Source organism: Streptomyces yerevanensis, assembly GCF_000716805.1.
In the GTDB taxonomy this organism is placed as follows: domain Bacteria; phylum Actinomycetota; class Actinomycetes; order Streptomycetales; family Streptomycetaceae; genus Streptomyces; species Streptomyces flaveus.
The window spans coordinates 1-12,660 of record NZ_JNWJ01000106.1 but is presented as its reverse complement, the minus strand read 5'-3'; the positions used below and the strand labels follow the sequence as shown (position 1 = coordinate 12,660).

Annotated in this window: 12 protein-coding genes and 3 pseudogenes; 10 read left to right on the top strand and 5 right to left on the bottom strand. The window is 68.0% G+C overall.

Features of this window, described 5'->3' with window-relative positions:
- Positions 1-322: 322 nt before the first annotated feature.
- Positions 323-1,000 carry a hypothetical protein gene (locus OP79_RS46575; protein WP_245685703.1) on the top strand — a complete coding sequence of 226 codons (678 nt, stop codon included), beginning with the start codon at positions 323-325 and terminating at the stop codon, positions 998-1,000.
- 125 nt (positions 1,001-1,125) lie between these two features.
- Here OP79_RS46575 and OP79_RS46570 read toward each other — a convergent pair whose 3' ends face one another.
- Positions 1,126-1,698 (bottom strand): GNAT family N-acetyltransferase, encoded by a 573-nt coding sequence (locus OP79_RS46570; protein WP_033329277.1) that lies wholly within the window; start codon positions 1,696-1,698, stop codon positions 1,126-1,128.
- 307 nt (positions 1,699-2,005) lie between these two features.
- On the opposite strand from OP79_RS46570, the pseudogene OP79_RS58785 reads away from it, so the two are divergent.
- A pseudogene (locus tag OP79_RS58785) lies at positions 2,006-2,209 on the top strand (hypothetical protein); the annotation flags it as partial.
- Positions 2,210-2,312: 103 nt separating this feature from the next.
- On the opposite strand, the gene OP79_RS46565 reads toward OP79_RS58785, so the two are convergent.
- A complete protein-coding gene (locus OP79_RS46565) occupies positions 2,313-2,918 on the bottom strand; it encodes a dihydrofolate reductase family protein (protein WP_033329268.1) in 606 nt (201 codons plus the stop codon).
- 651 nt (positions 2,919-3,569) lie between these two features.
- On the opposite strand from OP79_RS46565, the gene OP79_RS46560 reads away from it, so the two are divergent.
- The 5 genes and pseudogenes from OP79_RS46560 to OP79_RS46540 all read left to right on the top strand — a co-directional run.
- Positions 3,570-4,064 carry a hypothetical protein gene (locus OP79_RS46560; RefSeq protein WP_425428692.1) on the top strand — a complete coding sequence of 165 codons (495 nt, stop codon included), beginning with the start codon at positions 3,570-3,572 and terminating at the stop codon, positions 4,062-4,064.
- The gene (locus OP79_RS50885; RefSeq protein ID WP_245685702.1) at positions 4,061-4,762 is read left to right on the top strand and encodes a hypothetical protein; all 702 of its coding nucleotides are present in this window, start codon (positions 4,061-4,063) and stop codon (positions 4,760-4,762) included. The genes OP79_RS46560 and OP79_RS50885 overlap by 4 nt, the downstream gene beginning before the upstream one ends.
- On the top strand, positions 4,677-5,222 hold the full coding sequence (locus tag OP79_RS46550) for a Pycsar system effector family protein (RefSeq protein WP_245685701.1): 546 nt from the start codon (positions 4,677-4,679) through the stop codon (positions 5,220-5,222). The genes OP79_RS50885 and OP79_RS46550 overlap by 86 nt, the downstream gene beginning before the upstream one ends.
- Positions 5,223-5,234: 12 nt before the next feature.
- Entirely contained in the window at positions 5,235-5,579 is a 345-nt protein-coding gene (locus OP79_RS56650; RefSeq protein ID WP_033329267.1) for a hypothetical protein, read from the top strand.
- Positions 5,576-5,725, top strand: a pseudogene (locus OP79_RS46540) (ATP-binding protein); the annotation flags it as partial. The gene OP79_RS56650 and the pseudogene OP79_RS46540, both read left to right, overlap by 4 nt.
- A 37-nt stretch (positions 5,726-5,762) precedes the next feature.
- Here the strand turns inward: OP79_RS46540 and OP79_RS46535 are convergent.
- Complete coding sequence (locus OP79_RS46535) at positions 5,763-7,292, bottom strand: FAD-dependent monooxygenase (RefSeq protein WP_033329265.1); 1,530 nt, start codon at positions 7,290-7,292, stop codon at positions 5,763-5,765.
- Positions 7,293-7,353: 61 nt separating this feature from the next.
- Here OP79_RS46535 and OP79_RS46530 point away from each other — a divergent pair, with 61 nt between their 5' ends.
- Positions 7,354-7,692, top strand: coding sequence for an ArsR/SmtB family transcription factor (locus tag OP79_RS46530; protein ID WP_051745727.1), 339 nt, complete (start codon positions 7,354-7,356; stop codon positions 7,690-7,692).
- Positions 7,682-8,188: a GNAT family N-acetyltransferase gene (locus OP79_RS46525; RefSeq protein WP_051745725.1), complete on the top strand. Its 507-nt coding sequence runs from the start codon at positions 7,682-7,684 to the stop codon at positions 8,186-8,188. Before OP79_RS46530 ends, OP79_RS46525 begins: the two co-directional genes overlap by 11 nt.
- On the opposite strand, the pseudogene OP79_RS58375 reads toward OP79_RS46525, so the two are convergent.
- Positions 8,185-8,879, bottom strand: a pseudogene (locus tag OP79_RS58375) (helix-turn-helix domain-containing protein). The gene OP79_RS46525 and the pseudogene OP79_RS58375 overlap by 4 nt on opposite strands.
- 185 nt (positions 8,880-9,064) lie before the next feature.
- Between OP79_RS58375 and OP79_RS46510 the strand changes: the two are divergent.
- Positions 9,065-9,553 carry a DUF4265 domain-containing protein gene (locus tag OP79_RS46510; RefSeq protein WP_033329270.1) on the top strand — a complete coding sequence of 163 codons (489 nt, stop codon included), beginning with the start codon at positions 9,065-9,067 and terminating at the stop codon, positions 9,551-9,553.
- A gap of 712 nt (positions 9,554-10,265) precedes the next feature.
- Here OP79_RS46510 and OP79_RS46505 read toward each other — a convergent pair.
- On the bottom strand, positions 10,266-12,660 hold a 2,395-nt coding region (locus tag OP79_RS46505), incomplete at its 5' end, for a WD40 repeat domain-containing protein (RefSeq protein WP_033329263.1).

Genomic DNA, 12,660 nt, shown 5'->3' with positions numbered 1-12,660 from the left:
GTGCTCTCCTCGAGTGCGGTTGATCGCGTGTTGGGGGTACAGACCGGAACCCACGGCGAAACTCATCGCCGCTGGACTCCTGGAGTCCAGCGTGGTCAGCAACACGGCAGGCGGGAAGAAGAGCCTGGCACGCCCATCCACAGGTCTTGACTATTCCTCCACAGAAGGAATCAGAACGGTCGCGACCTGGACGGGCAGGACTGATCCGTATGGCGTCGAGTACGCCTCCATACTCAATGTGAGGCAGAAGGGGGATGCAATGGCATGCGTGCACGGAAGGCCGGTAGCAGCATCGAACCCCCTGTTGACACGCGCTCTCACCGTGGATTCCGGGAGAGCCTGGCAGCTCCTTGCTGCGGGCGAGTGGCGCCTGTCCTCGGCGGACGCCGAGGCGGTAGTGGCTGTCCTCGCCCGTCTCACCGCCCCGCTCCCGACCCGGCGGGGCGCAGCGGCACAGACCCGGGCGACGGACCGAGACAGACGGCTTCAACGCATACTCCGGACTACCGTCCATCACCTCGACGCCGGTGCTGTCAGCCCGCCTGCCGCCGCCCTCCTGGCCGCCGTCGCCCGCGCCCTGCTGCCCTGGCACGCGGCCCCGAATGCACCCATTGCGGCGGCGGCTCCGAGGTATGGCACCGTGCCGGGGACGACGGAACGCACGGCGCCGCCGACCGAAGAGGGCGAAGCCTTGCTCCCCGACCTGGCAGCGTTGTTCACCGCTCTCGCCGCGACGAGCGTGCCCGGCGCCGTCCCGCTCACACCGCCGGTTGAGCCCTGGCAGGCCCGATACGCGGGTAGATTCCGCCGCCACACCAGACCCGCGCCGGGGGTATGGGCAGCCGAAACCGTCGGCTGCCCGGAGTGCGGAGGCAAGGACGGCCCGTGGACCGTGACCTGCGATTGGCGCCGGGCCACGTTGGGCTGCCCCTGTGGGGCGGTGAGTCGCGAGCACGGCCTCGCCTTCTCCGAGATCTGGCTCGTACTGCCGGAGACCTGACTGAGCCAGGCGAACACATCCGCCACGAATAACGCCAACGTCGCCCGCATACGGTTCACTTCATGTGCGTCCATACACCCAACATGCTCCTGATCAGGCCCACGGAAAGACCTAACGGAGTCCTATTAGCGGGTTGAAACCGGCACGGCCGATGGCTGCCACTCTCGCCTGATCAACCCGAACACCCACGAGTCGGATACCTCGCCGTTCACGACGCAGTCTTCCCGCAACGTCCCTTCACGCACGAAGCCGATCTTCTCAAGGACCCCGGCAGACGCGACGTTGCGTGTATCGGTCTCGGCTTGAACTCGATTCAGGTCCAGTGTGTCGAATGCCCACTGCAGCAAGGCGTGCGCGGCCTCCGTCCCGTAGCTGTGACCCCACATCGCCTCGGCGAGGCAGTAGCCCAACGACGCGCTGCGGTAGTCCGGGTTCCATCTGGTCAGACCGCACCAGCCGACGAAGGCCCCGTCTGAAGCACGGTCGATGGCCACCCGCGCCCCGGAGCCTTCGTCCGCCATCTTGCGGCACTTCGCGATGAAGCGCTCGGCACGGGCCCGGTCGTTCCACGGCGGGGAGTCCCAGTAGCGCATCACGTAGGTGCTGCTGTGCAGCGCGAAGAGGGAGTCCGCATCCGAGTCGGTGAAGGGCCGCAGTCGCAGGCGAGCGGTGTGCAGTATGGGGGTGGGCAGAGTCATGCGCACCATCTTGCGTCCTCAGGGGCGGGCGGAACACTGAATATCCGATCCCAGTCCGGTCCTCACGACCAAGGCACCGCTTGCCAGCATGCACGCCTTCAACCAGCATCCCGACCAGACATTCAGGGTCCTCGAACGGCACGACTACTCGTCCTGCCCACCGACATGAACGTCACCCGCAGCCGCCTCGGATACCTCGCCCGCTCCTGGTCGGCAGGGGAATAGTGCTCGTCGTGAATATCTACCTTGCGCCAGTATCCAGAAAGCTCGGGTGCTGCCTTGAGTGCTTCGACGGCACTCCCGTGGACCCCGGCAGCTACCCCTCGACAGACTGCGCCAGGACCGCATCCTCAACGAAGCCTTCGCCACTGGCGACCCGCTCAAGCTCATGAGGCTCTTCGGCATCACCGAACAGACCGCCATGCTCTACGTCGGCACCGCCTACCCGGAGCTGATGAGGATCTCTGAAATCGGCCAGGGACGCTCTTCCCTCCACTTCGTTGCGTCTTGAAGCGTGTGGGGAATGTGGGGAGTGAAGAGCGCGTGTGAGGGCCCAGCGACCGAAGCCGCCGACGCCGGCCTGGCGGCCGTCCAGACCGGCGGACGGGGCGACGTCACGCAGGGACGCCGAGCGGCGGGTGCTCGAGCACGCGGGGCTTGTACTCGACCAGCTGGATGCGGCCGTCGAAGGTGCGGTGCTCGATCATCTCGAGGGCAACGTCCGGATAGCCGTCGTAGATACGTTCTTCGCCCGTGGCCCCGGTGATCACCGGGAACATCACGACCCGGAAGCGGTCGACGAGTCCGGCTCGTAGCAGGGACCGGCACAGGCTGAGGCTGCCGATCGTGCTGAGGAGCCCCGAGCCACTCGACTTCATGGCGCGGACCGCCTCGACGGCGTCGTCGCGGACAAGCGTGGAGTTGGCCCACGTCAGTGGCTCCTCGAGTGAGGAGGAGAACACCACCTTGGACGCTTGCGTGAGCTCGTCGACGGACGCCTCTTCTTCGGGCCTGAACTCGTCTTGGCCCTTCGGGACCTCGCCTGCGGCGAAGCCCGACATCAGGCGGTAGGTGTTCGCTCCCATCAGGTAGGTGGCCTCGGGCTGCTCGCCGAGCCATGCGAGGTACTCCGGGCCCTCGAGGCCCCAGAACCCGGGCCATCCCTCTCCCGATGCGTGGCCGTCGAGGGAGGTGATGAAGTCGACGAGAAGCTCCGACATGGCGGTGTCCTTTCCTGGGGTGTCACGAGCTTGGACTGGCCGGGAGCCACAAACTCATCGGCCGCGCTGTGGAGTAACGAGAAAACCCATGACGCTGCAGCCGATCAGGCCGGCGGAGCGGCACTGCTTCGGAGGGCCCGAGGCCTACATGATTGCGCTACGCACGCAGTCGGGTAATGATCTCCACGCGACTGGGAACGGCGGTTTGAGTTCTGTCAAAGCCCCAGCTCAGCCCCACCCGCGAACGGCCCACCCCGCTCTACTGGGTGATCGGTGAGGCCTCGCTGCCCGACGTCGACAGCGGGTGCTTCATCCACTCACCTGCGACGGCGGCGGAGCACTTCCGTGAGTACGGCCCCGCTCCGAGGTCACCCCGTCCAGCTTGCAGGAGTTCCTCGAACAGCTCGGCCGCCGGATCGCGAACCAGACCTAATCATCGGCCGAGGACAAACGGGCCCCTGCCCCAGGAGGTCATTCCACAACTGGGGAATCGCGAGCAGGTGTGGGGACACCCCTGAGCAGGGGATGGCCAATTTCAAAGAGCGCCATCAGAGCGAACCGCGAAACTGCCCAGGTAGCAGGCCCGCCCTGAGCCCGGTACCGCAGCTAAAGCCCGTGGCGGTGGGGCAGTGGGTCCGGCATCATCCCCGTGTGATGCGGATCGCCGACTGCAACGACTTCAAGCCGGAGGAGGATGGGCCGTGCCCGACCGACCCTCTCGGCACATTCCTGCACGGGCTGCTCACCATGCCCGACCTGCTCGCCGCCGGCGGGTTCCGGGTGACCGACAACGCCACCGACACCGTCTTCGTCGAGCCGGGTTGCTGCAGCGGCCTGGAGACCTGGCGGGACTGGCTGGAGGTGCTCGACGGCACCGGCTGCTCCTACTTCGGCCATGACCCCTCCTCGGTGGCCGAACGCGTCGGCGACACCGTCCGGCTGACTCTCGACGCCCACGCTAAGGAGGGCAGCCCGGTGATCGAGCTGCCAGTAGACGAGGTACGCACGCTCGTCACCAGTGCCCAGCGGGACTTGCAGGACTTCCTCAGCCTCGCCGGAACCTGGGCCGAACAACACCTGCCGGCACATGCCGCCGCCGTCACCGCCGCCCTGGCACGGGCACTGAACCTGAGGCCTACACAATGACCAGCTTCCTGACCCACCGAACGCGCGTGCACGACGCCTGCCTCCCCCTCCGCCGCCGGCACAGCGCGCTGCGGACCTGCATCACCCTCTTTGCGCCATATGGCTTCCGGGCGACGTACCACCACCTCACGCTCAGCGCCGCGATCCCCCGGCGGCTGGAGGCGGATCCGGACGCGCTGGTGCGGGCGGTGGAGGAACTGCATGAGGCGCGGGTGCTGTGGCGCGCGCGGGCAGAGGAGTACGTCGCGCAGCGCCGGGCGGAGAAGCGGGCTGGGCGGCGGGCTGTAGCGAACCCGCGACCGTGGTGGCTGCGGAGCTGGTGGGAGGGCCCGAACCGCGCCTGGTACGAAGACCCGTTTCGCCATCCGTCGCTGCGGCTGTCCGAGTACGTCCGGCGACAGAACGCGATTCTGGACGGCGCCGATCTCCCCGGCTGCCCGGCCTGCGGGGACGAGAGACCGCTGGAGCCGAACTCGACCGGGCACGGCTGGGTCGAGCTGTGCCGTGGGTGCGCGTGGGCGCCGGTGCCATGTCCGTGCGGGCAGCGGCACCGGCTCGTGCCGGAGATGCCGTACGGCTGGAACGAGATCTGGCAGCGGGCGCACATGAGCGATGACGGCATGCCGAACCCCACACTGGCCTGCGGGCTGGCCAGTTGGATGCGGCACGGCGAACGCTCGGGAAGCCAAAGCCCGTAAACCACGGCGAACCCGCGCGCAGGGCCACCACAGCCATCAACTGACATGCAGGTTCTGGCCTCTCAACGCTCAGGATTCCGGGAACCCGCGCGCTTCCGGACGCACGGACGGCAAGGCGTCCTTACTTCTCGCCTTCAACGGCGCCGTCCTCGCCGTTCTCGCTTCCGTCGCCGACACCGACCTGCCGCCCGCCACCAAGGTCTTCGGCGCGGCCGCCGTGCTGCTGCTCCTGGTCGTGCGGCCCCGCCTGCGTGGCGACGACAAGGCGTCCTTCCCGTGCTGGGCGCGGCTCGACGAAGACGAGATCCGCGCCTGCATGCAGGGCGACACCCGCGCCGCACGCATCCGGGTCCTGTCCGTCCTCGCTGTCCGCAAGTACCAGCACCTGCGGCGCACGGTCGACCTGAGCCTCGCCGCCTTGGCCCTGCTCCTGGTGGCTGCCGTCGGCGCCCTGATCTGACGGGCGCCCGCGATGACCACCCGACCCCGCATCGACCGCGTCCGGGCTTCCGTCGGCATTGCCCAACTCGCCCTCCAGCAGATCGAGGACGACCTCACCGCCGACGACCTCAACACGGCGGAACTCGCCGCGATCCTGCGCGAGCTCATCGAGGACACCGACCCGCCCGGCGGGTTCATGGCGTCCGTCGCGCAGTTGCTCACTGTCGCCGCGCGGCGAGCCGAGCAGCTCGAGCCCGACCGCGAAGGCGACGCCTCCTGCCCGCTGCACGAGGTCGCCGCACTGATCACCGACAACGCCGGGCAGCGCCTGATCTGGGCTGCCAACTCCCTTCACCCGCAAGGAGATTCCGCATGACTTCGCTGACCTACCCGGAGCTGCCGGAACACTGCCTGGTCGTCCTTATCGGTGCATCCGGCGCCGGCAAGTCGACGCTGGCCGACACCTGGCCCGCCTCGCAGGTCCTGTCCCTGCGCTTCCTGCGTGGTGCGGTGAGCGATGACTTTTCTGTCAAGTTCAACGTGTTGAGCTGAGCTTGTGTCAGTGGCGGTCAGTCGGCAGCCAACGGTCCAGGTACGTACGCAGGCCGTCCAGATCAGTGCCCCGTGCGACATAGCCCAGGTAGCCATCGGGGCGCACGAGCCCATGAACGACACCTGGCCATGGCGTCTGCCCGTCGAACCGGTGCACAGCGACCAGATCGGCCCGCCCGTCCAGGATTGGGGCGAGTCGTTCGTCGGGCCAGATGGGCGGTGGCCCGGACAGCAGCAGGTGCCAGTCCGGCGCTGCCGTCCCTGCCTGAAGGCCGCGTGGCAGGTCGGGCAGCCGGTCCCCCGCCCGCGGCCCGCTTCTGGGCGGGCGCGAGCCTGCCGTGGTGGCGGGACTGCGCCGATAGTGGATGCCCAGTTCGGAGACGGTTCGGAAGACCCGTCCGCGAAGTGCTGTCGCACGCAGCGCCAACGGTGCCAGGCGGGGGGCGAGTTGGGTACGGGCGAAGCGAATGAGGAGGTTACTGCTGGTGCCGATGCTGAAGGCACGGTCGGTGAAGCGCAGCACGCTGCGGCCGATCGGGGCACGCTCGGCCTCGTACGTCCCCAGCAGCTCTTCGGACGCGGCGCCCCGGCAGACGAGAGCAAGCTTCCAGCCGAGGCTGAGTGCGTCCTGGATGCCGGTGTTCATGCCCTGTGCCCCGGCCGGGCTGTGGATGTGGGCCGCGTCGCCCGCGAGGAAGCAGGGACCGGAGCGGTAGTGGGCGGCACCGCGATTATGGAGGCGGAAGTCGGTCATCCAGACCGGGTCCCGCAGCGCCAGCTGGTCGTCGGTGTAGCTGTCGGCGATCTCCTGCAGCAACGGCAGCTCCACCTCGGCATCCGGGGTGTCGGGTGGCCGCATTGCGAGCATGCGCCAGCTGGCCGGCGAGCCGAGAGGGAAGAAGAACAGCATCCCGGTCCCGCTCATGTATGTGTGCACGGCACCCGGCTCCAGTCCGTCGACCTCCAGGTCGGCGAGCAGGAAGGTCTGTGGATACGCGTAGCCTTCGAATCCGATGCCGGCCTGGGTGCGCACGGTGCTGTGGGAGCCGTCGCAGCCCACTACATAGCGCGCCTCCACGGTCTCCTGCGTGCCGTCGCCGTCCTGCAGCCGGCAGACGGCGTACGCGTCCTTCACTTCAAGCCGGACCAGTTCGGTGCCGCGTTCGATCGTCAGGTCCCGTGCGGCCAGGTGCTCAGAAAGGACGGCCTCGGTCTCGGCCTGCGAGAGGAACAGCAGGAAGGGGTACGCGGTGTCGGTCAGCCCGATGTCGAACAACGGCAGTGCCACCACGCGCCGGGGCAGGTGCATCCGCAGCTGCATCGCGGGGTTACCGCGAGCGAGCAACTCGTCCGTCACGCCGAAGCCTGCCAGCGCCTCCAGGGTGCGGGGCTGGATCGCCAGTGCCCGTGACTCGCGCGCACGGTCGAGGGAACGGTCGACGATCCGGAACCGGGTCCCGTACGCGCGCAGTTGCGCGGCCAGGGCGAGACCGGTGGGGCCCGCGCCGACCACCAGCACGTCCAGCGGTGCCGTCATGAGTCCACGGTAGTGCCGAAGACTCGCCCGAAGGGCATTCATCGGCTATCGTCGATTATCGATGAATGAGCTGACGAGTAACCCGGCTCCGCCGCTGAGCCACGAGGACACGACCACGTACGCCACGTGGTTCAAGGCCTTGGCCGATCCCATGCGCATACGCCTGTTGAACCTGCTGGCCGTCCAGCGGCGGTCGATGGCGGTGGGCGAGATCGTGGAACACCTGCCGGTCGGTCAGTCCACCGTCTCTCACCACCTCAAGGTCCTGGCCGAGGTGCGCTTCGTCCTCTCCGAGCCACGGGGCACCTCGACTCGCTACGCCGTCAACGAGAAGTGCCTAGAGTGCTTCCCCGCCGCCGTACGGGCGATCATGGGACTGGACGCTGACCGTGCAGCCTGAGCCGATACGGATCGCGCGGCTTGCCTTCACCCATGCCGAACAGGCCCTGGACATCTACCGATCGGGTATCGAGGAGGGCAATGCCACCTTCGAGACCGAACCCCCGACCTGGGCCACCTTCGACAAGGCCAAGCTGGCGGACCATCGTTTCGTCGCCACCGACGAAACGGGCGAGCGCGTCCTGGGATGGGTGGCGGCTACCCCAGTGTCCGACCGGTGTGCGTACGCCGGAGTCGTCGAGCACTCGGTGTACGTCCACCCGGGCGCCCGCGCCCGGGGCGTGGCCGCCACCCTCCTCAACACCCTGATCGACTCGACCGAGGCAGCCGGGATCTGGACCATCCAGTCCGGGATCTTCCCTGAGAACACGGCGAGCCTCGCCCTGCACCAGCGGGCCGGCTTCCGCGGCATCGGCACCCACGAGCGCATCGGCCGCCTCCACGGTCGCTGGCGCGACGTCGTCCTCGTTGAACGCCGCAGCCCGCACGTCGGCTAAGCGGCTTTCCAGAAGTTCTGTCGGTAACGGGCAGGGAACCAGGGGCTCGTCCAGGGGGCTGCGGTGGCGAGGTTTTGATCGGGTGAGCGACTTCGGAAGAATGCGTGGATCTGCCGTCTGCGGCCGGGCCAGGACACCGGCGTGTCGGCGATGAAGGTCTTCAGCGCGGCCCAGATCCGCTCGGTCGGGTTGTCGTGCGGGCTGTAGCGGGCGCCGAACCATAGGTGCACGCCCGGGTGGACGGCCAGGACCGCGTCCCGGGTCGGATCTCCGCGGGCGATCAGCTTCGGCCGCCGCCACACGGCTGTCTGCCGCAGGCGCCGATACAGCGTGCGGCGACTGATCCGCGGCCGCCCGAGATGCCGGTGCAGCCTGCGAACGGTCCACGGCCATGGCCGCTCAAGGAGCGTGGTGATCCGCGCGGTCAGCCGCCCCCGCCCAGTCTCGGCCGTCCGCCGCGCGGCCGATCCGCCAGGCCGGCCACACCGGCGGTGTTGAAACGGCCGATCCACCGACGCACCGTGGCCGGGTCAAACTCCAGCAGTACGGAGATCTGTGCTGGTGACAGGCCCTGGAGGGACAGCAGCACCATCACCGCCCGCACCGTCGACCGCCCAGGGCCCCGCAGCAAGCTGCGTAACCTCTGGCACTCGGAGTCGGAGGCATTGGCGAACACGGTGGGCGGGCGCACACTGACCACGACCTCGTCGGGCGGGCGGACGATGCTGACACCTCGATCGAACGCCCGGCGAGGGCCATGTCAACGCCTCCCGCGCCAGACAGCCCCAGCTTGTTCATCAGTCTCCGGCTGACGTGTGCCCGCTGCGGTTGATCGCCTGGCTCGACCCCGACGGGGATGACGTTGTCGGTCAGCGCATGATGGCCGTCATGGAGTACGCGGTCGAGAAGATCAAGGTCTGGTTCCGGTTCGTCCCTCGCGAGGGGTGGTTCCCGCAGGACACCGAGGGGCTGTGGGCAACGAAGCTCGGTGATGACACGGCCAGGGTCCAAAACGCCCCCTTCCTTCAGGACGGGGTAACCGAGGGCGACGTAGTGCGGTACCAGACCGACTCGGACGGACTCCACTGGGCCGTCGGACGGGTCAGCTCTTCCGGCAACTGCACGATCCGTGTGCTGCCTGTGCCCACCGGTCCCCTGGGACGCAGTCCGCAGGCCGTACATCAGCGCTTTTCGGCGTTCGGACTTGGAGGCGAGGTCTTCAGCGAAGACTTCCCCATGGTGGCCTTCACCGCACCGGCAGGCGCCGACTTCGCCGGCATCAAGGCCCTTCTGGTGCAAGGTCAAGCCGACGGATGGTGGCACTACGAGATCGGCTGTGGCTCCGACGAGTGGTGGAACGCCTGAACCTCAACCCTCTGGCTTCGTAGGTGACAACCGACTCCAGTTGTAGGTCTTTTCTGACTCCACGTGAGCGGTTCACAGCCCCGTTCTGTTGGTGAGATTTGACTCCACCTAGGCGTCTCGATTGGCCCGGTCATCGACTTGCCGAGGGTGTGCTTCACACGCTCCACGCGTGCGGTCCGCGTCGCCGGGTTGTTTGGTCGGGCGAACATTCGAGCCCGTGTCGGGCAGCGAGCCTGACGCCGTGTGTCGGTGCCGGAACGTGCCGACAGTGCGGAGCCCTGCGTTCAGCCGCTTGTCCAGTGGGCGGCGGACATGCCAAGATCACCGCTGACTGCGAGCACTCACAGAGCTGGAGCTGAAGCCAATTGGATGCGGGCGAGTTCGCTACTTGAGCCGCCGATGCACCGAATGAATCACCCGACATGCCCCTGTTTGCGGGCCCGGGTGATATCGGCGGCATGTCCGAGTCTTTACATGCCTTCAGAGGGAATCTCCTTATGGACTTCGACGTCCAAAACCATGCGCACGCGCGCCCTGCGTTCCGACGGTCACGTGCGGAACGGACAAGAGCTCACGTTCCGCACTCTCAGAGCCTGTGTCTGAGCCTGGCATGCCAATAACGATCGGCCGATCACGGGCTCACTTTGAGACGTGGCACATGCCGGTAGCCAGGGTGTGGCCGTCCGGGCTGTGGTCATCCGCCAGCGGCTGTTCAGCAGGTCCGTCGGTAGGGGATGTCGCGGATGTGCGTGCGCCATTCGTCCGGGGTCAGGCCTGCCCCGGCGCGGTCGCATGCCAGGGTGGCTGCCTGGCCTGTGGTGATGTCGTATGTCTGCAGCGGTACGTGCTCGCCTGCCGCGTAGAGGGTTTTGCTGTCGGGGCTGAATGCCAGGGCCAGGAGGGCTGTGCCTGGGGTGGGGAGGGCGGAGCCGATGGGGCGGCTGGAGTCGGTGTCCCACAGCCGCAGTGTGCCGTCATCGCCCGCGGCGGCCAGGGTGCGTCCGTCCGGGGAGAATGCCAGTGCCGACACCTGCCTGGGCGGGCCGTCCGTGAAGGCCCGCCTGGGCGGGCCGTCACGGGCCGGAGACGCGGGAAGGATGCCGAGGGGCTCGTGGGCGTCGCCGTCCCACACGGTTACCTGACCGGATTCGTCGCCTGCTGCGAGGTACCTGCCGTCCGGGCTGAATGCCAGTGCCCGCGTCGTGCCGGAGGTGAGTGCACGGCGTGTGATCCGGCCGGACCGCAGGTCGAGGAACTGGCCGTGGTCGGTTGCCAGGATGCGTCCGCCGGGTTTCACCGCCAGGGTTTCACCGCCGATGCCGTGGATTTCGCGGGCCTTGTTCCCGCTGCGCAGGTTCCAGAATTCGAGCCGTTCGTCCTCTGGTATTCGGGAGGTCACCAGCGACGTTTCTTCTGGGTGGAAGGTGAGGCCGTTGACGGCCATTGCGGGAAGGCTGGGGTTGTCGGGGTCGGTTCCCGTCACCGTCAGTGACTTGGTGATGCGGTGGCCCGGAACATCCCACAGGGACAGCTTGTCCGGCAGAGTGGACAGGTCCGGGTGGGTGACGCCGTAGACGAGGACGCGTCCATCGGAGCGGAAGGCCATGTGCACGGGGCAGGGCAGGGGACTTTGCCGCCCTTCGGGGGGAGTGGGGCAGGCGGCCGACGGCAGGCTGGCCATGTGGTTGCCGTTACGGCCGTCGTGCAACTGGATCTGCGCCCGGCCGGTGTCGGTGTCCTGGTGGGCGATGGCGAGTGTGCTGCCGTCCGGGCTGAAGGAGGCCGATGCGGCGGGCTGGCTCTGCCAGCGGGAGTCGACGACGCCGTCGAGGGAGAGGGAGCGCACCACGGTCTGGGACCCTCCGGCGAAATAGCGGATGCGGCGCTCTTTCATGTCCAGCCTGAGTTCACTGACCGTCTCGTCGGAGTGCGGATACCGGAAGACAGGTGCTGCGGGCGCATCGGTCCGCCACAACAGGACCTCGTCGGGGTCCGTGGCGGCCAGGAACCTGCCGTCCGGGCTGAACTCGAGATCTTCCAGTCCCTCGTGCTGGAGCTTGGGGAGTTCCCGCCCCGAAGTAATTTCCCAGCTGCGGATTCCTGCTGGACCCCGCAGGACCACGTGCCGGCTGTCGGGGGTGAACTGGAAGTCTTCCTCGGAGCAGTTAGCGGCGGACGTCTTGGGGGCCCACTTGGTCGGCAGCTTGCGGCGCCGGGGGATGTCCCAGATCTGCAGGGGGGCGCCGGGCAGGCACAGCGCCATCAGACGGTCGTCCGCGCTCACCTGAGCATCGGGCAATGGATAGGTGTTCATCCAGCGCTGTTGGTGCAGCCGCCGCATGGCCCAGTCCGAGACATCGTATGGTTCCCCGGGACCGACCTTGGGCAGGACGCTGTCCATGCGGCGCTCCAGCAGCACGCGCCGGGTCTGCATGTCCCGGATTTGGATCGCCGCCTGGGGTCCCCGGGTGTTGTACAGGACGAGGGTGCGGCCGCTCGGACTGATCTCGGCTCCGTCGTCGGCCGGCAGACGCTGCGCCTCGACACGGCCGGCCCGCATGTCCCAGATCCTCACCCTGCCGTCGCCGTTCAGCAAAGTGAGTCGTCGCAGGTCGGGGCTCATCACGCCGGCGTGGGCAAGGCTGCCGCCGAGCCCGGGTAACGAAGCGGTCCGCCGGTGGCTGCGCAGGTCCCACGTCACGGTCTGCTTCGCGCCGACGCTGACCAGGGTGCGGCCGTCGCCGCTGAGGTAGCGCACGACGGCCGGATCGGTGTCTGGGTCGGTGAAGGCGTCCTGCTCCTTCTGCACCGCGGCACTCATCAACGCCGAGCGGCTCTCGGGGAGATCGGCCAGAGTCCAGGAAGCCATGCTCAGCCGCATCGCGGTGACCGGGTCCGTCGCCCGCAGGCTCTCGGCCAGAGCCGCGATCCGGCGGGCCTCGGCCTGCAACCGCTCCCGCTTCTCGGACTCGCTCTGTTGCCAGGCGATCGCGCCCGCGACAAAGGCGAGCACCATCATGAGGGACAGGCCGGTTCTCAACCGGCGCAGGCGTCGGGTGGTACGGGCCGCAGTGCGTTGTTCCTGGTCGCGTGCGGCGAGGCTGGCG

What these genes read in the sequence shown, in the direction of transcription:
- OP79_RS46550 (WP_245685701.1), top strand. Translation starts at nt 4,677, where the DNA reads ATGACGGCATGCCGAACCCCACACTGGCCTGCGGGCTGGCCAGTTGGA.
- OP79_RS56650 (WP_033329267.1), top strand. Translation starts at nt 5,235, where the DNA reads ATGACCACCCGACCCCGCATCGACCGCGTCCGGGCTTCCGTCGGCATT.
- OP79_RS46510 (WP_033329270.1), top strand. Translation starts at nt 9,065, where the DNA reads ATGATGGCCGTCATGGAGTACGCGGTCGAGAAGATCAAGGTCTGGTTC.
- OP79_RS46570 (WP_033329277.1), bottom strand. Translation starts at nt 1,698, where the DNA reads ATGACTCTGCCCACCCCCATACTGCACACCGCTCGCCTGCGACTGCGG.
- OP79_RS50885 (WP_245685702.1), top strand. Translation starts at nt 4,061, where the DNA reads ATGACCAGCTTCCTGACCCACCGAACGCGCGTGCACGACGCCTGCCTC.
- OP79_RS46565 (WP_033329268.1), bottom strand. Translation starts at nt 2,918, where the DNA reads ATGTCGGAGCTTCTCGTCGACTTCATCACCTCCCTCGACGGCCACGCA.
- OP79_RS46530 (WP_051745727.1), top strand. Translation starts at nt 7,354, where the DNA reads ATGAATGAGCTGACGAGTAACCCGGCTCCGCCGCTGAGCCACGAGGAC.
- OP79_RS46535 (WP_033329265.1), bottom strand. Translation starts at nt 7,292, where the DNA reads ATGACGGCACCGCTGGACGTGCTGGTGGTCGGCGCGGGCCCCACCGGT.